The sequence below is a fragment of the Gammaproteobacteria bacterium genome, from assembly GCA_021648145.1.
In the GTDB taxonomy this organism is placed as follows: domain Bacteria; phylum Pseudomonadota; class Gammaproteobacteria; order JAADGQ01; family JAADGQ01; genus S141-38.
The window spans coordinates 1-19,844 of sequence record JAKITI010000014.1; the positions used below are offsets into that span (position 1 = coordinate 1).

Annotated in this window: 21 protein-coding genes; 6 read left to right on the forward strand and 15 right to left on the reverse strand. The window is 43.1% G+C overall.

Annotation, left to right across the window (positions count from 1 at the left end; genetic code table 11):
- On the forward strand, nucleotides 1-186 hold a 186-nt coding region (locus tag L3J70_09455), incomplete at its 5' end, for a hypothetical protein (protein MCF6236577.1).
- Between the two features lie 3 nt (nucleotides 187-189).
- Here L3J70_09455 and L3J70_09460 read toward each other — a convergent pair.
- Together L3J70_09460 and L3J70_09465 are read right to left on the reverse strand one after the other, a co-directional pair.
- Nucleotides 190-444 carry a hypothetical protein gene (locus L3J70_09460; protein MCF6236578.1) on the reverse strand — a complete coding sequence of 85 codons (255 nt, stop codon included), beginning with the start codon at nucleotides 442-444 and terminating at the stop codon, nucleotides 190-192.
- A 1,280-nt stretch (nucleotides 445-1,724) separates the two neighbouring features.
- Complete coding sequence (locus tag L3J70_09465; protein MCF6236579.1) at nucleotides 1,725-2,912, reverse strand: AIPR family protein; 1,188 nt, start codon at nucleotides 2,910-2,912, stop codon at nucleotides 1,725-1,727.
- A 340-nt stretch (nucleotides 2,913-3,252) separates the two neighbouring features.
- On the opposite strand from L3J70_09465, the gene L3J70_09470 reads away from it, so the two are divergent.
- Nucleotides 3,253-4,638, forward strand: a complete 1,386-nt coding sequence (locus L3J70_09470; protein MCF6236580.1) for an integron integrase — start codon at nucleotides 3,253-3,255, stop codon at nucleotides 4,636-4,638.
- 1 nt (nucleotide 4,639) lies between these two features.
- Here the strand turns inward: L3J70_09470 and L3J70_09475 are convergent, their stop codons facing one another.
- Nucleotides 4,640-5,545, reverse strand: coding sequence for a zinc ABC transporter substrate-binding protein (locus L3J70_09475; GenBank protein ID MCF6236581.1), 906 nt, complete (start codon nucleotides 5,543-5,545; stop codon nucleotides 4,640-4,642).
- A gap of 58 nt (nucleotides 5,546-5,603) precedes the next feature.
- Between L3J70_09475 and znuC the strand changes: the two genes are divergently transcribed.
- From znuC to L3J70_09490, 3 genes are read left to right on the forward strand one after another with little or no spacing between them, the layout of a single operon-like run.
- On the forward strand, nucleotides 5,604-6,347 hold the full coding sequence (gene znuC, locus L3J70_09480; protein ID MCF6236582.1) for a zinc ABC transporter ATP-binding protein ZnuC: 744 nt from the start codon (nucleotides 5,604-5,606) through the stop codon (nucleotides 6,345-6,347).
- Nucleotides 6,340-7,140: a zinc ABC transporter permease subunit ZnuB gene (gene znuB / locus L3J70_09485; GenBank protein MCF6236583.1), complete on the forward strand. Its 801-nt coding sequence runs from the start codon at nucleotides 6,340-6,342 to the stop codon at nucleotides 7,138-7,140. Before znuC ends, znuB begins: the two co-directional genes overlap by 8 nt.
- Before the next feature lie 4 nt (nucleotides 7,141-7,144).
- Nucleotides 7,145-7,897, forward strand: a complete 753-nt coding sequence (locus L3J70_09490; GenBank protein MCF6236584.1) for a DUF1461 domain-containing protein — start codon at nucleotides 7,145-7,147, stop codon at nucleotides 7,895-7,897.
- Nucleotides 7,898-8,101: 204 nt separating this feature from the next.
- Here the strand turns inward: L3J70_09490 and L3J70_09495 are convergent, their stop codons facing one another.
- Nucleotides 8,102-8,929: a symmetrical bis(5'-nucleosyl)-tetraphosphatase gene (locus L3J70_09495; GenBank protein ID MCF6236585.1), complete on the reverse strand. Its 828-nt coding sequence runs from the start codon at nucleotides 8,927-8,929 to the stop codon at nucleotides 8,102-8,104.
- A 68-nt stretch (nucleotides 8,930-8,997) separates the two neighbouring features.
- Between L3J70_09495 and L3J70_09500 the strand changes: the two genes are divergently transcribed.
- Nucleotides 8,998-9,543 (forward strand): OmpA family protein, encoded by a 546-nt coding sequence (locus L3J70_09500; protein ID MCF6236586.1) that lies wholly within the window; start codon nucleotides 8,998-9,000, stop codon nucleotides 9,541-9,543.
- On the opposite strand, the gene lysS is transcribed toward L3J70_09500, so the two are convergent.
- The 11 genes from lysS to L3J70_09555 form a co-directional block, all read right to left on the reverse strand.
- A complete protein-coding gene (gene lysS / locus L3J70_09505) occupies nucleotides 9,540-11,042 on the reverse strand; it encodes a lysine--tRNA ligase (protein ID MCF6236587.1) in 1,503 nt (500 codons plus the stop codon). The two genes, L3J70_09500 and lysS, sit on opposite strands and share 4 nt — an antisense overlap.
- Nucleotides 11,043-11,044: 2 nt before the next feature.
- Nucleotides 11,045-12,143, reverse strand: a protein-coding gene (gene prfB, locus L3J70_09510; protein MCF6236588.1) for a peptide chain release factor 2 whose coding sequence is annotated in 2 segments (ribosomal slippage) — nucleotides 11,045-12,067 and nucleotides 12,069-12,143 — 1,098 coding nt in all. Because the reading frame shifts where the segments join, the coding sequence is not laid out codon by codon here.
- A gap of 37 nt (nucleotides 12,144-12,180) precedes the next feature.
- Nucleotides 12,181-13,530, reverse strand: a complete 1,350-nt coding sequence (locus L3J70_09515; GenBank protein ID MCF6236589.1) for an aminodeoxychorismate synthase component I — start codon at nucleotides 13,528-13,530, stop codon at nucleotides 12,181-12,183.
- 17 nt (nucleotides 13,531-13,547) lie between these two features.
- The gene (fabF, locus tag L3J70_09520; GenBank protein MCF6236590.1) at nucleotides 13,548-14,750 is read right to left on the reverse strand and encodes a beta-ketoacyl-ACP synthase II; all 1,203 of its coding nucleotides are present in this window, start codon (nucleotides 14,748-14,750) and stop codon (nucleotides 13,548-13,550) included.
- Nucleotides 14,751-14,997: 247 nt separating this feature from the next.
- Entirely contained in the window at nucleotides 14,998-15,234 is a 237-nt protein-coding gene (acpP, locus tag L3J70_09525) for an acyl carrier protein (GenBank protein MCF6236591.1), read from the reverse strand.
- Between the two features lie 114 nt (nucleotides 15,235-15,348).
- Nucleotides 15,349-16,092 carry a 3-oxoacyl-ACP reductase FabG gene (gene fabG / locus L3J70_09530; protein MCF6236592.1) on the reverse strand — a complete coding sequence of 248 codons (744 nt, stop codon included), beginning with the start codon at nucleotides 16,090-16,092 and terminating at the stop codon, nucleotides 15,349-15,351.
- A gap of 3 nt (nucleotides 16,093-16,095) precedes the next feature.
- Entirely contained in the window at nucleotides 16,096-17,037 is a 942-nt protein-coding gene (gene fabD / locus L3J70_09535) for an ACP S-malonyltransferase (GenBank protein ID MCF6236593.1), read from the reverse strand.
- A gap of 15 nt (nucleotides 17,038-17,052) precedes the next feature.
- Nucleotides 17,053-18,021, reverse strand: coding sequence for a ketoacyl-ACP synthase III (locus L3J70_09540; protein MCF6236594.1), 969 nt, complete (start codon nucleotides 18,019-18,021; stop codon nucleotides 17,053-17,055).
- A complete protein-coding gene (plsX, locus tag L3J70_09545) occupies nucleotides 18,018-19,043 on the reverse strand; it encodes a phosphate acyltransferase PlsX (protein ID MCF6236595.1) in 1,026 nt (341 codons plus the stop codon). The genes L3J70_09540 and plsX overlap by 4 nt, the downstream gene beginning before the upstream one ends.
- Before the next feature lie 6 nt (nucleotides 19,044-19,049).
- Nucleotides 19,050-19,247 carry a 50S ribosomal protein L32 gene (gene rpmF, locus L3J70_09550; GenBank protein MCF6236596.1) on the reverse strand — a complete coding sequence of 66 codons (198 nt, stop codon included), beginning with the start codon at nucleotides 19,245-19,247 and terminating at the stop codon, nucleotides 19,050-19,052.
- A gap of 80 nt (nucleotides 19,248-19,327) precedes the next feature.
- Entirely contained in the window at nucleotides 19,328-19,831 is a 504-nt protein-coding gene (locus L3J70_09555) for a YceD family protein (protein MCF6236597.1), read from the reverse strand.
- Nucleotides 19,832-19,844 lie beyond the last annotated feature (13 nt).

Sequence of the window (19,844 nt, forward strand, 5' to 3'; positions counted from 1 at the left end):
TTTGGAGATGCAACACCTGCAGAAATATACGGAGTAAAACAAGGTTTAACAGAGAGCAACGTAAACAAAGAGGAGGAAGAAATAAGAGATTACTTGGTGGTGGAAAGCTCTGTGGGCAACACCCCCAAGAACACATCCACCGAGCATTCGTTGATCCATAATAAAATTATTTCAATAGTAAAATAAGGGTTATATCTTATTTTTTTGAGTCTCTGTCTTGACTATGGGGGCCACTTTAAACCGCCTTTGTAGGTGCTTCAATTGATCAATTGGAGCTTTTATTTTTCGAATTTTTCCGCTCTTCTTGGGGATTTCGAATTCAATATATTTTTTGTCTTCTGGGGTCTTATAAATGATGAAGGAGACAGATTTTGGTTTGTAGCCAAGAATAATTGCAAGATCACTAAGGCTGGTTGCTTTTTTTAATTTCTCTAGTTGTGACAATTAAAACCATTCCCTGAATAGATGTGTGACCCATGGATACTCTTATGCGATAGTAACACTGTAACCTAGTCATACTAAGTATACTGCGTAAAGGATTGTCAGGGAGCAAACACATCCTGACATTAGTTTCTTATATTGCGATACACAATAATAAATCTATCCATGAGTCACACTTGTTTTTGACTATAACATACGATAATGATTCCAATATCTATTTTTGTATAACGCCATGCTCATTGGCCGCCCGAAGTGGCTTTTTTTTGTGTAATATGGAGCTTGCGACATACACAAAAAAATGACGCTGCGGGCGGTCCAATGAAGCTAATTGTTAGCTGACAAACTCCACTTATAATGCCCATTACGAAGTGACCAACTTGCAGCCGCATAATAACAACCTAAACTTTTAACAACATGAAAATTCATAGGTTCTTTTATTTGAACCTCAACCCCCATACAAGATACGCCTTCAACCACTCTCAGTAAAGACTCTGTTTCAAAAACATGACTTTTCAAGCCAAGGTGATTTTTTTGATGTGGTTTATGACTCTTTAACAGCTTTTAGAATGAAATAATATTGAGCACTGGTTACACAGCTTTTTGACCTGACCGAACAAAAGTGTAACTATTTTTGCTGCTCTTTATGCGACCTTCATTGCTCGGCAAATTATGTAACCTTTCCGATTTCGCTCCAAGCTATGGATTGACTATGAACAAAAAATAGCCAACTACTTTTTATTTTTTACGACTCTTTCTCCTTCAAATATTTCTTATTGAAATCACCTCTGTTTTTACAACGATGATGTGTATTTTTTGGCCAAATGACTGATGGCAGATTTTCTCTCTAAATTTACGCACGACTACCGAACAAAAATAATCTAATACTTGCTGATAACTATGGATCAACTTCGATTTATAAACTTTCAGCTCGGCACAAAAGCTTCGTTATTTCTCCCATAAAAAGAAGGATGAACCTTTTCATTTCTCATCATCTCAATTCAGTGCTGCGCACTAAATTTTCTGGCAGCTAACGTCAGCAATAACTCGCAATTTTAAGCGTGGTTTGTTTGTGCGACAATGAGCTTGCGAATAGCACAAACAAACCACGCTTAAAATTGTCGACGTTAATTGCTTTTGTTATGTGTTGATTACATCGAACCATGGGTATGGTAACTCAGAACAGATTGAATAACAGTTTTGTGCAAGGAGATGACAATTTTACCTTTGGTATGTAGCGAGCAGTTTGAAGGGAGAGGTTACTGCCCTCTCCCCACTGATGCGAACTAATTGTTCTCTGACAATCTCTGATATATTTCAGTAATCTGATACAAAGCAGAATAACATGCCTTGCTTTTGCCCATAATGCCGGGGGTTGAATTGGCAATATCTTGGTATACCGACTTAGCTGCGCGTATTAGCTCTTCATCACTGAAAGAATCTGGACTTTTAATCGTCCACCCAGTATCTTCCTTCTTTGCAAAGGCTGATAGGGAAGCCAAAATAGGAAAAATTATGCCGTCTGGAACCTCACGAATAGTCCGTCCATCTCTTTCTATGCTTCGTATTCTGCTTCCTTCAAACCCAGAATGCGTTTTCCATTTTTGGTAATACTTCCAAGCTTCGGCAGATATATCTAAGTAAAACTGATAAAGATCAGAATATTTTTCGTGCTCAGAATGCTCGCTATCTTTTGCTCGTTTGTAAATTTCTTGGAATTCTTTTAGACACTTAGTCTTCATATTATAGGCATAGACTTTATTGAAGTCGCCTGATTTTACCCAAAGTTCTTTTGGTATTAATGCGGTGATAACTTGTATAAGCCTTTCTGTTTTAACATAATCATTAGATAATTTTGTTTCAGATTTTTTAAGCTTTGCACCTGGAGTCTTGGCACTGAAACTTGCTTCCAACTCGTCTAGCTGGCCTAGCCGACCAGCAATTGATATTGTCATTACATCATTTTGGAAGTTTCTTGCGATTGAAACGTCTGCGATCAGCCCTTCATTATTAGTTACGATCAGTTCATATTTAATATTCCGCTTCAGGAATTCATCTCTTGATTGTTCGTTCAGTTGCTCTAAAAAGTCTCGAATTACTCCTTGAGTCTGAGAGCCGTTAATTATGCTCGCTTTATTGAGTAACACGATTTTTTGCTTATCATTGACTTCGCAAGTGCGGGCAACTAGGACTGTGCCACCATTTAACACGGAAAAGCTATCTGGGTCGTTTTCTAGTGTGTCCCGGATAGCTCTATGCACCTGTGTAGGAACACGCCGATTCTTTCCTTCAGCGTCTAATAAATAATCTCGAACATTCTCATCTGTAGGCAGATCTAAAATTGATGAGATTGGTGCTTGGCCTACATAAATACGGCGCCCATTATCTAAATCTTCAGGGCTGCTAATGTTTCTGAAACTGTAGTATGGGAAATGGAAAGGTGCAGACGAACGTGCGGAGAGTGTTTTACTCATAACTTAGTACCTAATTTGTATGTAAAGGCCATCCGGTCAAGGCCTCTAACATCTCGTCAGGGCAGGATGAACCAACATCCAACAGTAAACACTGGTTCACAATGAAAGTCAAGAGCATTAGATCAGTTAAATCAATGGCGAATAAATGATAATTGACTCGGTGCTAAGTTTCAGGAATGGGTGCATGACGAACATTGCCTTAGACACATAACTTTTAACTATACAGAAACCGCCCTATTCGAACCACACATAATCCCTCTACCTCAACACACATAGATTCTGTGTATAATCCCTAATTAGAGCATGAATCGTTCAATTAAAACCAACTGAAAGTAACAGAATGCAACGTATAGAGCAAACCACAACCACACTCAAAGATCCCATTGAAAAATTTTGGGATAAATACATTCAACTTCTTGTTAAAAAAAGAGTTAAAGACCACACCATCCGCTTCCATGTCATTTGGGCTGAGCGATATATCAAAGCATTTCCAGATAAAAAACTGGCCAATCATGCTCCCAGTGACATCACATCATACTTTTCAGAACTAGACAGAAAAGGAGCCTTGAATAATGGCCAGGTAAACCAAACTGTCACGGCACTAAAAGCACTTTTCTATCTTGTAAACCCGATATGCTTTAAAGAAACTGACTGGGACGCTCTCAAAAAACCAGTCACCCACCACGCTTACCTTAAAGAGGTAAAACAACATCACGACACTCCGCGCGCGCCTAAATCAACCACCACACTGGATCAGGTACGAGAAGACCACCACAAACTCATCACCGCATTAAAATCTGAAATTCGCCGACGCAACTATTCGATCCGAACTGAACAAGCTTACGAACTGTGGACTGTAAAGTTTATTAGTTTCTCTGGTAATCGTCCGCCTAAAAATCTTGAAGCCACTGACATCACTCGCTATTTAGAATATTTGGCAGTCAAAAGAAACGTCGCAGCCAGCACTCAAAATCAAGCGCTTAACGCTTTAAGCTTTTTTTATAAAAATATACTCGATAAGCCCTTGGGCGAATTGGATAATTTTTCTCGTGCAAAAAAGCCTAAAAGATTACCCACCGTACTAACGAAATCTGAGGTTTCCCAACTGCTCAAAAACCTTACCGGCATTCACAGTCTGATGGCATCACTACTCTATGGCACAGGAATGCGACTTATGGAGTGTGTTCGTCTGCGTGTTCAAGATGTTGATTTTGAATATCAGCAAATTATCATTCGCAATGGAAAAGGCCTCAAAGACCGAGTGGTGCCGCTGCCAACCAGTTTAATGGAGTCATTAAAAGAGAGGCTTGTCACGACAAAAACCCGTCACCAAGAAGATTTAGAAAATAATTTGGGTGAAGCATACCTGCCTAATGCGCTCTCGCTAAAATACCCAAATGCGGCTAAAGAGTGGAAGTGGCAATACGTTTTCCCAAGCGGTCAACTCTCTGTTGACCCTCGTTCAAATAAAGTACGCCGCCACCATATCCATGAAAATGGTCTGCAAAAATCAATCAAAAAGGCATCCGATAAGGCCGAATTAATAAAACGAGTCAATTGCCATGCCTTGCGCCATAGTTTTGCGACACATTTACTGGAATCAGGTTATGACATACGCACCGTACAAGAACTGCTTGGCCATGCCGATGTTTCAACCACGATGATATACACTCACGTATTAAACAAAGGTGGGCGCGGAGTTGTTAGCCCTTTGGATGGCTTATAATTTACGGCGATAAACACTCCACTAAAGATTCAGCCAAGTGATTCATCATTTGGAAATAGAGTGTTTGATCTTCTTTCAGCCCAACGCCGAGAGGATCAAGCATTCCTAATTTCAAGCCCGAATCCTGTGCTATACCTTCTAAATATTTTGCAGCCATTTGTGGTTCACCAAAAATACAGCTGACCCTCTCCTGAGCTGCTTTTTTTCTGATTTCACTCAATCGACGCGCACCAGGGCGGCGCTCTGGATTAACGACCACGGCACCCACCTGATTCAATTGATAATGATTTTCAAAGTAGTAATAAGCATCATGCAGCACCAAATAAGGTTTTTTGTTGATATCACTCAAGGTGATGGTTAAACGTTCATCCAAGGTTTGCAAAGCCTGCAACATACGTTGACCATTGTTTTGATAAACAATTTTATTCACACCATCAATTCCGCCAAGCAGTATGACAATGGCTTTAACAATCACTTGAGCATTATCAGGGTCAAGCCAGACATGTGGATCTATTGATTGAGTATGGTGATGCCCAGCATGATCATCATCACGATAAGGCAGCAGCTCAAGATCGGGCAGATCAACAATATTGAGCAAACGTCTGCTTTTACCAAGATTGCTTAGAGGCCGGTTCAAAAATTGCTCAAAATCCTTACCAATGCGTACCACTAACTGAGCCGAGTGAAGCATTTTCATATGAGAGGGCCGCAGTGAAAAGTGGTGAGGGGATGCTGTGCTTTGTATTAATAACAGTGGCTCACCTACACCTTCCATCACGCCCATGACTAACGAATGAATTGGCGCAATGCTCACAACAACTTTAGGTGAGGTTTTCGAGGCCGCCTGCGTTTTCGTTAATGCCATCGACAAAACAAATAGAGTAAAAACTAAAAAACACCGACGCATTTTTATTTCCAAATATGTTATACAGCAAAGTATGATCAAAAAGTCGAACGATAATACACTGCCCGCCTCACTGATTGAAGTCAAAGGAGTGTCGCTCAAAGTTCAGGACAATATAATTCTGGAAAATATCAACCTTAACCTCAACACAGGTGAGACCGTTGCACTGATCGGCCCAAATGGTGCAGGAAAATCATCATTAGTTCGTCTGATTTTAGGGTTAACAAAAGCCACGACAGGGTCGATTTATATCAAACCTAAAACTCGCATTGGCTATGTTCCGCAGAAGTTTAGCGTAGATGATACCCTGCCGCTCACAGTACAACGTTTTCTGAAGCTGGGAGGACGATACTCCAAGACTCAACTGAGCAGCGCACTCTCTGAGGTTGGCGCTCAAAAATTGCTCAATAGTCCAATCCAGAATATTTCCGGCGGTGAAACACAGCGCGTTATGCTGGCTCGCGCTCTGTTACGCAACCCAGAACTATTAATTTTAGATGAGCCCGCTCAAGGCGTTGATGTGACCGGTCAAGCAGAGCTTTATGAGTTAATCAGTTCAATTCGGGAAAATCATCGTTGTGGTATTCTTATGGTGTCACATGATTTGCACTTTGTGATGGCGACCACCAATCGTGTGCTCTGCTTGAATCGCCATATCTGCTGCTCTGGCCACCCCGAAGCGGTCAGCCATGATCCACGCTATCTTGAGCTTTTTAATAGGCATCCCAGCATTGCTCTGTATACCCACCACCATGATCACAGCCATGATTTAGCTGGAAAAGTACAGGAAAAAACAGATGGATGATTTCATGCTTCGAGCGTTGCTCGCTGGGGTTGGAACGGCATTGGTCACGGGGCCGCTCGGTGCGTTTATCGTCTGGCGGCGTATGGCCTATTTTGGTGATACCTTAGCTCACTCAGCGCTACTCGGTGTTGCTCTGGGCTTATTTATGGAAATCAATATTAACCTGTCCATTGTTTTCGTCTGTGTACTGCTGGCCGTGTTACTCGTCGTACTACAACATCAAAGACGACTGGCCAGTGACACGTTATTGGGCATTCTTTCTCACAGCGCACTCTCACTCGGTTTAGTCTCACTGGCATTGATACAATCAGTACAGGTCGATTTAATGGGTTATCTGTTCGGTGATATTTTGGCGGTTTCCGTATCCGATCTCTACTGGATCTATGGCGGTGGCCTGTTTGCCCTCGTGTCGCTCATCATAATATGGCGACCTTTATTAGCACTGACCGTTCATGAAGAGCTTGCCCGTGTCGAAGGCGTTCCGGTCACTACGGTCAAGCTGATTTTTATGCTGTTAGTCGCTCTGATCATCGCTCTGTCCATGAAGGTTGTCGGAATTTTATTGGTCACATCGCTCCTCATCATTCCAGCAGCCACCGCACGCGGCTTTGCCAAAACACCGGAGCAGATGGCATTATTAGCTGCGCTCATCGGCTGCCTGGCTGTTGGCAGTGGGCTATTTGCATCTCTGCAATGGGATCTTCCAGCAGGCCCAGCCGTGGTCATGGTGGCTGCACTGTTCTTTTTTCTCGCGCCATTATGGCCACGTCGCAATCAAACTCATGCCGCATAAAGTCATGTCACATAAAACCATATTTTATAAAATAAGGTCACTGCCACTACTTGGGCAAATATTTATTGTTTTTTTATCATTGTGGGTGGGGCTATTTTTAGCATGGCAAACACTCAGCGCCACTCACTTTTTCTATCCACAAATATACGATGCGCTGGACTTTGAACCCTTTATCGAAGAGTTCGCACCACAAAATCATTACAAAACTGGCTTTGAAACCACTGATCGCGAGCAACACATCGTTCTTTTTGGACAAATCGTTGACGCAATCAACAATAAGGGGCAAAATCTGTCCGAAATCACATATCATGACAGTGAAGGGAATGTGATTGATAAGCTATTACGTGAACCTGAAGTCGTTCATCTTCAGGATGTCGCTAATCTGCTGGACACATTAAGAACATCGGAGTATTGGGCAATAGTGATGCTGCTCATAATCATAGCGCTGTTCTGGGTCACAAAGAGCCCACTCCAATATATTGGCTATACACTATTTATCACACTAGGCATCGTTGCAATAATAGCTGTTTCAATCATAGTTTATGGTGCTAGAGATGTTTTTTATCAGTTACACACGGTAATTTTTCCACAAAACCACCAATGGTTTTTTTATTATCAAGAGTCATTAATGACCACACTGATGAAAGCACCGGATATTTTTGCTGTAATCGCGGCTTTACTTTCGGGGTTAGCGCTTTTATATTTTGCCATGATATTATGGGCAACAAAGAAACTACTAAATATAAACCGTGATTAAATTTAAACCTTAAGGAGAATCAAAAATGACAGAAGAAAAACAAGAAACACCGAAGCTTCCAGTGAAGTTCAAATGGTTTGCTATTGGAGTCATCAGTGCTTTTATACTGGTGTTACTTTCAATGCAAGCAAGCAATTAAACCTACGCCATAAGCTATTTCGTGACCATTCCTAAGGGCGAGCCAATATTCGCCCTTTTATAATTTCACTTTGGCAAGCACACTCCATCACATGCCACCTGAAACCATTGCGGCTTTTCACCCAGTTTGAGTGCTGTTAATTTTCCGCCCCAAAGACAGCCACTGTCTAGTGACCAGCTATTCTTTCTTAAGCCAATACCCAACGTAGACCAATGTCCAAATACGATCGACTCACCAGCACTGCGCCGATCACTTACGTCAAACCATGGAACCACACCGCTAGGCTGAGAGCCGGGCGCATCTTTATACTCTAAGGCTAACCGACCCACTTGATCACAATAACGCAAGCGACTAAAGCAGTTCACAATAAAACGAATGCGATCTAATCCCGCCAAATCATCACTCCAAATATCAGGTGAATTGCTATACATCACCTCAAGAAAATCTCCATACTCATCACTACGCATCAACGTTCCAACTTCGCCGGCATATTGACGTGCTTCAGATAAATTCCATTGAGGAGGCAAACCCGCGTGCACCATTGTATAAGCAACTGTTTCATCATGATGTAATAAAGGTTGATGACGTAACCACGAAATAAGCTCATCACCATCAGGCGCATCAAGCACCTGTTGCAAAGTATCTTTCCTCAACTTTCTACCGCAACCATGTGCAACAGCCAATAGGTGAAAATCATGATTCCCAAGCACAGCCACGGCTCGGTCACCTAAATTTTTAACAAAGCGTAATACTTCTACTGATTTTGGCCCACGATTGACTAAATCCCCAGCAAACCACAACTGATCCTGCTCTGGGTTGAAACTAATTTTATCCAGTAATACTAGCAATTCATCAAAACAGCCCTGCACATCACCAATAGCATATATCGCCATAATTTATCTACCTCGATTAATTGACCGATAATCTATTCAATTAAAAAATTATCCATCAAGGACTCAAAATGATCTTTGCCTTTTTACTGCTATCCGCACTGATTATCACCGAATATACAATACAGCCTGTAGAGCAAAATATCGTCGATCAGTCTGCTCCAATCGTCCCAAATATAAGAGCTGAAACTCAGCCACACACACATCAAAAAAATTCACATACCAAAATTCAAGCGATAACAACGCGTTTTGAATTTATCACACTCACACCTGTATTATTTGATTTTGACCAGTCAAAACTAAGTCATCCTGCAAAAGAATCTCTTGATGAAATTGTAACATTTATTTCAACGACAAAAGGAGTTAAACGACTGTTTATTGAAGGGAATACAGACCAGTCGGGCAGCAACAGTTACAATGACCGGCTCTCAGACCATCGTGCAAATTCGGTTAAAAAATATCTATTAGAGAAAGGGGTGCCTAAAAAACTGCTTTCTGAAACGGGTTATGGCGAGATGCGCCCCATTGACGAATACTGGACTCGTAATGGAAAACAGCGCAACCGCCATGTAAGCCTGCATATCCTCGTAAACAAATCTATCGAGCAGGCTCCTTAAGTCCTGTTTTCCTGCCGCATATGAGGAAATAACAGCACATCTTTAATCGACGGCATATCCGTAAACAGCATCACCAAACGATCAATCCCAATGCCTTCACCTGCCGTTGGCGGCATACCATGCTCTAATGCTCTAATATAATCTTCATCAAAGTGCATCGCTTCATCATCTCCTGAATCTTTTTCTGCCACTTGATGGCGAAAGCGTTCCGCTTGATCTTCAGAATCATTCAACTCTGAAAAGCCATTGGCAATTTCACGCCCGCCCACAAAAAATTCAAAACGATCCGTCACAAAGGGATCATCATCATTACGCCGAGCAAGAGGAGAGACTTCTACAGGGTACTCTGTAATAAATGTAGGATTTTTCAAACGATGTTCGACTGTTTTTTCAAAAATTTCAATCTGGATTTTGCCTAAACCATAACTGGGTTTCAGAGAAATTTTTAACGATTCAGCCACTTTTCGCGCACTTTCAATCGTTGAAATATTGTCGAGGTTAAGCTCCGAGTTATAATGTAAAATTGATTCTTTGATTGTCATCCGTTCAAATGGGCTGCCAAAGTCATATTCATCGCCCTGGTAGGTCACCGTTGTCGTCCCTAATACATTTTCAGCGATACCACGTAACATCGCCTCAGTAAGATCCATCAGGTCATGATAGTCTGCATAAGCCTGGTAAAACTCAACCATCGTAAATTCAGGGTTGTGGCGCGTTGAAAGGCCTTCATTGCGAAAATTCCGGTTAATTTCAAAAACGCGCTCAAAACCACCGACAACCAAACGTTTCAGATAAAGCTCAGGCGCAATACGCAAAAACAGATCCATATCCAAGGCATTATGAAACGTAGTAAACGGGCGTGCCGTCGCTCCACCAGGAATGGCATGCATCATGGGAGTTTCGACTTCAAGAAAGTCACGCTCCTCAAGAAACTTGCGAATATAGTTAATAATCGCCGTACGTTTACGAAACGTATCACGCGTGGTTTCACTCATAATCAGATCAAGATAGCGCTGACGATAGCGTGTTTCCTGGTCAGACAAACCATGAAATTTTTCAGGCAGTGGGCGCAGTGCTTTCGTCAGCAGGCGAATGGAGTCTACTTTAATGGATAATTCACCCACTTTGGTTTTAAATAGAACCCCTTCCACACCTAAAATATCACCGATGTCCCATTTTTTAAAGACTTGGTAAGCCTCTGGTGATATTTTGTCTCGCTGCACAAAAATTTGAATGCGACCCGACATGTCTTGTAAATGAGCAAAGCTGGCTTTGCCCATCACGCGCCGCGTCATCATCCGACCTGCAACTTTGACACGAATTCCAAGTGATTCGATCTCTTCTTTATCTTTTTCACCATACTCGGCCTGCAACTCACCAGCAATTACATTTCGCCTGAAGTCATTTGGAAACGCATTGCCCTCTTCGCGTATCGCCGCTAATTTTGCACGCCGTTGAGCCACCTGGTCATGTTCAGAGAGCTGTTTTTCATCACTCATTTTTATACTCCTGCTTTCAAACTGGCTACCATAAATTGATCAAGATCACCATCCAGCACTGCTTGTGTATTACCAGTCTCAACGCTGGTGCGCAGATCTTTTATGCGGGATTGATCTAAAACATAAGAGCGTATCTGGCTTCCCCAGCCAATATCCGACTTACTCTCTTCCAAATCTTTCTGTTCAGCATTGCGCTGCTGCATCTCTAACTCATACAGCTTGGCTTTAAGCTGTTTCATGGCGGATGCTTTATTTTTGTGCTGAGAGCGCTCATTTTGACACTGCACCACGGTATTCGTCGGCACATGGGTGATACGTACCGCCGAATCCGTCGTATTCACATGCTGCCCACCTGCGCCACTTGAACGATACGTATCAATGCGCAAATCTGCTGGATTGATATCAATCTCTATACTATCGTCCACTTCAGGTGACACAAAAACCGATGCAAAAGAGGTGTGACGACGGCTTCCTGAATCAAAAGGGGACTTTCGCACCAACCGATGAACACCTGTTTCTGTACGTAACCAACCATAAGCGTATTCGCCCTGAAACTGAATCGTAGCACTTTTGATGCCCGCCACGTCACCACTCGACACTTCGACCAAATCAGTTTTAAAGCCACGGCGCTCACCCCAGCGCAGATACATGCGAAGCAGCATATTTGCCCAGTCCTGAGCTTCTGTGCCACCTGAGCCTGATTGAATATCTAAAAAGGCACTGTTTTCATCCATTTCGCCTGAAAACATTCGGCGAAATTCCAGGTCGGCCAGTCGTGTTTCCAGTCGATCCAAATCAGAAACAACTTCATCCACCCCATCCTGATCATCTTCCTCGGCCGCCATTAACAACAACTCTGCCGCATCACCCAAGGTGCCGTTCAATTCATTGATGACTTCAACAATTCGTTCCAATTGGGCGCGCTCTTTTCCAAGTGCTTGCGCCTGCTCAGGATTATTCCAGACCTCAGACCCCTCCAGCTCGCGAGCAACCTCTTCTAAACGTTCCTGTTTGACATCAAAGTCAAAGATACCCCCTAAGGATATCCGCACGCCCTTGCATATCTTTGATTCGAGTATTAATGAGATTAATTTCGAGCATTGAGTTTTACCTGAAAAATTGGTCGATTTTACTATAGCTACTGAGTAAGTGCCATAACCAAACCACGCGCTTTGGCACGGGATTCATTCAATTCGAGCATTGGATCAGAATCAGCCACAATTCCACCGCCCGCTCTGAGTTGTAGCTTTTTATCTTGTAAAAATAGCGTACGAATCAGAATATTAAAATCCATATCACCATTATGATTCAAATAACCTACAGAACCTGTATAAGGCCCACGCCCCGTCTCTTCCAACTCGGCAATAATTTCCATGCAGCGTACTTTAGGGCAACCCGTGATCGTGCCTCCGGGGAACAGCGCACGAATCACTTCACCCGGCGTTGTACCTTTTTGCTTGACTCCACTCAAGCTGGAAACAATATGATGAACATGTGCATAGGATTCTAGCCCCATCAATTCATCGACATGAATGCTTCCAGGCACACAAATTCGCCCCAAATCATTGCGCTCCAGATCAATCAGCATCACATGTTCGGCACGTTCTTTGGGGTGTTCGATCAATATTTTAAGTAATTCCTGATCTTCTGATTTTGACTCTCCGCGTGGCCGCGTTCCTGCAATAGGTCGCGTATTGACCTGATCACCAAGCACTTCAACTAGACGCTCTGGTGATGAGCTGATAATGGAACCTTGCTCGTGAGTAATCAATGCCGCAAAAGGAGCAGGATTAGTCTCACGCAACCGTCGGTACAGGTCAACGGGCAAAGGGGATTTTTTAAAATCAACACGCCAGAGACGCGATAGATTCACTTGAAAAATATCACCGTCAATGATGTAGCGTTTAATCTTACTTATGCCGTCAATATAACGCTGTGCATCTTCTTCAATTAAAGTATGCACCCATTTTTTTTGTTGCATTTTTTTCAGTTTTTTACGTGCAATACAACGATTCACATCATCCAGCATCATACCCAGAAGTGATTTCTGCTCTGATTCTGTAATTAATAATATTTGGTTCGTTTTATGATCCCGAATCACTGCCGCAGGGATGCGTGTTGCAAAAGCTACTGGAAATGGGGGTTTAAATTCTGGAAGCGATAAAGTGGGCTCAATTTGTCCGGCGAATTCATAACCCAAATAGACAAACCATCCTCCTCTGAAAGGCAAAGTTTCTTTATTAGCTATAAAGTTTTTTTTGGCAGTAGCATTCCAGCATTGATCCAGTTCTGATAAAAAGTCATCTTCATCATTTGAATTTAACTGAAGCTGCTTTCCAGGAAAAGCAAAAAGAATATCGTAACGAGATTGGGGCGTTCCCGACGCAACACTTTCTAAAAAAAAAGGGTAACGCGTCGGGTCTGTTTCATGTAAATCAAGCAGGTCTAGATCAACGTCTAATGGATGTACTATAAAAGGCGCGGTCACTTGTATAATTTATGAGGTTAAATTTTACGGAAAATAACCGTACCATTAGTTCCACCGAAACCAAATGAGTTTGACATTGCTACGTCAACTTTCATCTCACGGGCTGTATGAGGTACATAATCGAGATCACATTCAGGGCTTGGGTTATCCAGATTAATCGTTGGTGGTGCAACTTGATCACGTATCGACAATATAGAAAACACAGCTTCAACACCTCCAGCAGCGCCCAGCAAGTGGCCTGTCATGGATTTGGTTGAACTCACTGCAACATCTTTCGCATGATGACCTAGCGTACCTTTAATTGCAGCGGTTTCCGCTTGATCACCTGCCGGTGTCGATGTACCGTGGGCATTAATATAGTCAATCTGATCGGCATTCATTCCTGCGTCATTCAGGGCGACTTCCATACACTGCTGCGCACCTTGGCCTTCACTCGGCGGCAGTGTCATGTGATACGCATCGCCACTCATGCCAAACCCAACAATTTCAGCATAAATCGTTGCGCCACGCTTTTTAGCGTATTCGTACTCTTCCAGCACCAGAGCACCCGCGCCATCACTCAGTACAAAGCCATCGCGGTCTCTATCCCAAGGGCGGCTTGCAGCGGTCGGATCATCATTACGTGTCGAGAGCGCACGAGCGGCGGCAAAACCACCTAAACCACAGGGTGAAGTGGTCATCTCTGCACCACCGGCAACCATCACATCCGCATCATTATATTGAATCATACGCGCAGCACTGCCTATACAGTGAGTGCCTGTTGTACACGCGGTCACGATGGCATAATTCGGCCCTTTCATGCCGTACATCACAGACAAATTGCCCGAGATCATATTAATAATATTACTGGGTACAAAAAATGGTGAAATCTTGCGAGGACCGCCTTTTATTAGAGCTTCTTTACCCTTTTCAATGCCTGGCAGACCACCAATACCTGAACCAATCGCAACTCCGATGCGATGAGCATTATCTTCTGTGACTTCCAGCCCAGAATCTTCAATCGCTTGTTTACCTGCTGCAATGCCGTAATGGATAAACGTATCCATTTTTTTGAGGTCTTTTGCAGGAATATATGCTTTAGCATCAAAACCTTTAACAGAGCCACCAAAGCGTACTGAAAAATCAGAAACATCAAACAGCTCCAGCGGTGCAATACCACTTTTTCCTGCCAGAATATTTTCCCATGACTGAGATACAGTCAAGCCAACAGGACTCACCATACCTAATCCAGTAACAACGACACGTCTCTTATTGCTCACAAGACAAACCTTTTAAATTTATACAGTTTCTATTATAACTCAAGTTTTGGAGTTCAAATGATAAAAAGTCTAGATTAGACTGTCCCTTCTCCCGAGGGGAGAGGGGGCAATGAACTCCGAAACTTGAGTTATAAAAATTGCAGACAACAAAAAGCGACGACATTCTCTCTTAAAAGAAAAAGAATGTCGCCGCTTTTAGCAATTTTATTTACGCCTGATGGGCATTAATAAAATTAACCGCCTGTGTAATATTAGAGATTTTCTCTGCTTCATCATCAGGAATTTCACATTCAAACTCCTCTTCCAGAGCCATCACCAGCTCAACAGTATCCAAAGAATCTGCACCTAAATCATCAACAAAAGAGGCTTCAGTTGTCACTTCCTCTTCTTTAACACCCAACTGCTCAATAACAATTTTTCTAACACGCTCTTCAATAGAACTCATAACGAATCATTCCTCCCAGAATATAACTACGTAGTTATTTACACTACAAAAACTATTTTATTGAAAACAAATTCAAGATAAAAGAAAAACAAAAAATAACTGCAATATTGCAGTTTACCCCATATGCATACCACCGTTGATATGCAATGTTTCACCTGTGATATAGGCTGCGGCTGGCGATGCCAAAAAAGCAACCGCAGCGGCAATTTCTTCAGGCCGCCCCAGGCGACCCACAGGTACATTCGCTAACAATGCGTCTTTTTGCGCATCGGGCAACACCTTCGTCATGTCCGTATCAATAAAACCGGGTGCAATACAATTAACCGTAATCCCACGAGAGCCCACCTCTCGTGCCAATGATTTGCTAAGACCGACCAGCCCCGCTTTAGCAGCAGCATAATTTGTTTGTCCTGCATTCCCCATTGCAGCAACAACAGAGGTAATACTAATAATACGCCCGCTACGCGCTTTCATCATAGGGCGCAAGCAAGATTTAATCAGGTGAAATGCTGAACTCAGGTTGGTGCTGATAATGTCATCCCACTCATCATTTTTCATCCGCATCATCAGGTTATCACGCGTAATACCTGCATTATTAACCAGAATAGAAGGCGATCCAAATGAATCTGTCACTATTTTCAGTGCGGCACTAATGGAGTCACTTTGATTCACATCAAGCACCACACCCAAACCGTTAAAACCATTCTCTTTAAAGTATTGGGTAATTTTTTCTGCGCCAGCAGTCGATGTTGCGCTGCCTACAACAGTCGCCCCTTGCCCAGCAAGCTCCAATGCAATCGCACGACCAATTCCGCGGCTTGCACCCGTGACCAGTGCAACTTCTTTATCCAGAACCATTTATTACTTTCCTAATTTTTCCAACGCCTTTGAAAGCGTTGAATCATCATATACAGGCAGCGCAATTATCTTTCTATCGATGCGTTTAGTCAAACCTGCTAAAACTTTACCTGGACCGCATTCTACCAAAGCTTCTACACCAATGGCACTCATTTCGTTCACAACCTGCGTCCAGCGTACGGGGCTATGAAGCTGTTTAATCAAAGATTCTTTAATTAAATCAGGCTTATAGTTAACTTTTGCATCAACATTATTAACAACTGGAAATTGTGGGGTTTTAAATTCAACGGCTTGCAGACGCTCTGAAAGATTTTCAGCGGCTGGCTTCATCAATTGGCAATGAGATGGCACACTCACCGGCAGTAGCAATGCACGCTTTGCCCCTGCATTGATTGCTAAATGAATTGCGCGAGAAACAGCCGCCGCATTTCCAGCAACCACCACTTGACCGGGTGAGTTAAAATTAACGGCTTCGACAACTTCATTTTCTGCCGCACTTTGGCATAATTCAATCACCTTCTCATCAGCCAGTCCGAGTATTGCCGCCATCGCACCTTCACCGGTAGCCACAGCAGCCTGCATAAAGCGCCCACGCTCCGCAACCAATGAAACAGCTAACTCCAGAGACAACGCTCCAGCACAGACCAGTGCCGTATACTCTCCCAAGCTATGCCCTGCCATCACATCAGGCCGTATGTCACTTTGAGTTTGCCATACACGCCAAACTGCCACGCCAGCAGTTAGCATGGCGGGTTGTGTTTTATCTGTTTGGTTAAGCTCGGTATCAGAGCCATTTTGCACTAAAGACCACAAATCATAGCCGAGAACATCTGAAGAGAGATTAAAAGTTTCACGAACAAGTGAATGATGCTCTGATAGATCAGCGAGCATACCTATCGACTGAGAGCCTTGACCTGGAAAAACAAAAGCGAGTTTACTTTTCATTTGAATAGTGACCACCTAATACTTAACGAGTGCCGAACCCCATGTGAAACCACCACCAAACGCTTCCAGCAATAAGGTTTCTCCACGTTTAACACGGCCATCGCGTACAGCCACATCAAGTGCCAGAGGAATTGATGCCGCAGATGTATTGCCATGCTCCTGCACAGTCACCACCACACGCTCCATAGGCATTTTAAGTTTTTTAGCTGTCGCAGTAATAATACGAATATTTGCTTGATGGGGAATCAACCAGTCAATATCACTTTTTTCCATCTGATTGGCTTCCAGCGTTTCATCCACCAACTGACCGAGTGTATTGACCGCTTTTTTGAAAACTTCACGCCCATTCATATGAATAAAGGCACTTTGACTTTGAACCTGATCATAACCTTGAGAGATGCCCGCAGGAACGGTTAGTAGATCTTTGTAGCGACCATCGGCATGAAGGTGCGACGAAAGAATTCCGGGCTCGTCACTACCACTCAACACAACTGCACCTGCACCATCACCAAATAACACACAGGTGGTGCGATCACTCCAATCCAGAATGCGTGATAGCGCATCAGCACCGACGACTAAAGCCGTTTTAGCACTTCCAGTTCGAATAAACTTATCAGCAATATCCAGAGCATAGACAAAACCTGTGCAGACTGCCTGAATATCAAAAGCAGCGCCCTTTCGAATACCGAGGCGCTCTTGCAGCAAGCAAGCAGTGCTTGGAAAAACACGGTCAGGGGTTGTTGTTGCAATGATAACAAGATCAATATCTTCTACGTTCACACCTGCAGCATCAATGGCACGGCGTGATGCCATTTCGGCAAGATCACAGGTTGTCTCACCTTCACCAACAATATGGCGACGTTCAATACCTGTTCGATCACGAATCCATTGATCAGTGGTATCAATCATTTTTTCCAGATCAGCATTGGTTAATACTTTTTCTGGTAAGTAACTGCCAGTGCCTTTAATGCGAGAATACTTCACACTACAGATCTCTTTTCTAATAATAGAGAATGCAACTCGGCATCAATACGCTTGGGCACATCTTTTTTGACCTCAAGAATAGCCTCTTTAATGGCATTTTCAAAAGCAAAAATATCGGCGCCGCCGTGACTTTTAACCACAATACCTTTCAAACCGACCATACTGGCACCATTATGCCTGCGAGGATCAAACTTGTTGCGAAATGCTTTAAGAACCGGCATCGCCACTAATGCAGCAAACTTAGTCAACCAATTACGACTGAATTCCTCTTTGAGCGCACTGCTGATCATCTTCGCAACGCCCTCACTGGATTTGAGTGCAACATTACCAATAAAACCATCACAAACAACAACATCAACAGTGCCTTTATAAATATCATCTCCCTCTACAAAGCCAACATAATTGATCTCACTGGAAGATAGCAACCGTGCGGCATCCTTGATGTACTCACTCCCTTTCATCTCTTCTTCACCGATATTGAGTAAACCAACCGTCGGAGAGTCAATATTATCAACTGCACGGGTCAGAACAGAACCCATCACAGCAAACTGAAAAAGGTGCTCAGCACTCACGTCAACATTAGCGCCTAAATCCAGAATATGTGTATGCCCCTTCATTGCAGGCACCGTACTAATCAGAGCGGGCCGATCAATTCCAGGCAGTGTTTTTAATACAAAGCGAGCCGTTGCCATTAATGCGCCGGTATTACCCGCACTCACACACGCATCAGCTTCACCTTGTTTAACAAGGTTAATAGCCACGCGCATTGAAGAATCTTTTTTGCCGCGCAAAGCCTGAGCCGGGGACTCATCCATTTCAACCGTTTGGGTTGCATTCTGAATCAGCAAACGTTCATTAGTATCCGCACTGTTTTTACGTAGCTCTTCAGAAATGAGTGAGTCACTGCCCACCAGAACTAACTTAAGCGCAGAGTCAACAGCGAGCATACGCAGTGCAGCGGGAACCACGACATGCACGCCATGATCCCCACCCATTGCATCAAGTGCAATTGTGTAACTCAACAAAAATTACTCTTCTTCGGTTTCTACTTCGACTTTATCAGCGATGACCTTACGGCCTTTATAGTAACCATCCGATGAGACATGATGACGCAAATGTGTTTCACCTGATGTCGGGTCAACAGATAGAGTCGCAAATTTCAAACTATCATGAGACCGACGCATACCACGTCTGGAAGGGGTTCCTTTACTCTTTTGTACAGCCATTACTAAGCTCTCACTTTCTTTTGTTTCATAAAAAATGCGGCCTTATGGCCGCGATTATCAATACGTAATCTTTTATAACTTCATTGGCCTTTCAACTGCGCTAAAATAGCAAATGGACTCAACTCAGGCTCATTTTTTAGATTCGCCTCCGGCAAGTCACTTCCACACTCTTCCAATGAATGCATTGATGCGACAGGCATGGCCAATATTAGTTCATCTTCAACAAGCGCCTTCAGCAGTACGGGCTCTGGCTCAACAACAAAAGGCTCATACTCACTGCTCAAGCGCTCAATCGCCGCTTCTGATTTAACTAATCCAGCCAACGATTCATGAGAAACCAGCAAGTCCATTGATTGCAAGCAACGCTGACATACTACATGCATATGTGCTTTTAAAGCCACCGACATGTAATGAATTCTTTGAGGATTAACCCCAAATTCTAATGCAACTTCAACCTCACCATCATCATCATACAGATAGCTTGAGAGCCGCTCCATTCCTTGCAATGAAACAGACCCACTCACTGACTGACCCCGATGAGAAAAACGCAGAGGATCTATATATACAGGCAACTGCTCAGACATAACCGCGCATACT

Excerpts from the sequence above, each read along its gene's own strand:
- L3J70_09475 (MCF6236581.1), bottom strand. The coding sequence starts at position 5,545 with ATGCGTCGGTGTTTTTTAGTTTTTACTCTATTTGTTTTGTCGATGGCA.
- fabD (MCF6236593.1), bottom strand. The coding sequence starts at position 17,037 with ATGAAAAGTAAACTCGCTTTTGTTTTTCCAGGTCAAGGCTCTCAGTCG.
- L3J70_09465 (MCF6236579.1), bottom strand. The coding sequence starts at position 2,912 with ATGAGTAAAACACTCTCCGCACGTTCGTCTGCACCTTTCCATTTCCCA.
- rpmF (MCF6236596.1), bottom strand. The coding sequence starts at position 19,247 with ATGGCTGTACAAAAGAGTAAAGGAACCCCTTCCAGACGTGGTATGCGT.
- L3J70_09500 (MCF6236586.1), top strand. The coding sequence starts at position 8,998 with ATGATCTTTGCCTTTTTACTGCTATCCGCACTGATTATCACCGAATAT.
- L3J70_09555 (MCF6236597.1), bottom strand. The coding sequence starts at position 19,831 with ATGTCTGAGCAGTTGCCTGTATATATAGATCCTCTGCGTTTTTCTCAT.
- lysS (MCF6236587.1), bottom strand. The coding sequence starts at position 11,042 with ATGAGTGATGAAAAACAGCTCTCTGAACATGACCAGGTGGCTCAACGG.
- L3J70_09495 (MCF6236585.1), bottom strand. The coding sequence starts at position 8,929 with ATGGCGATATATGCTATTGGTGATGTGCAGGGCTGTTTTGATGAATTG.
- acpP (MCF6236591.1), bottom strand. The coding sequence starts at position 15,234 with ATGAGTTCTATTGAAGAGCGTGTTAGAAAAATTGTTATTGAGCAGTTG.
- fabF (MCF6236590.1), bottom strand. The coding sequence starts at position 14,750 with ATGGTGAGTCCTGTTGGCTTGACTGTATCTCAGTCATGGGAAAATATT.
- znuB (MCF6236583.1), top strand. The coding sequence starts at position 6,340 with ATGGATGATTTCATGCTTCGAGCGTTGCTCGCTGGGGTTGGAACGGCA.
- L3J70_09490 (MCF6236584.1), top strand. The coding sequence starts at position 7,145 with ATGTCACATAAAACCATATTTTATAAAATAAGGTCACTGCCACTACTT.
- L3J70_09470 (MCF6236580.1), top strand. The coding sequence starts at position 3,253 with ATGCAACGTATAGAGCAAACCACAACCACACTCAAAGATCCCATTGAA.
- fabG (MCF6236592.1), bottom strand. The coding sequence starts at position 16,092 with ATGGTTCTGGATAAAGAAGTTGCACTGGTCACGGGTGCAAGCCGCGGA.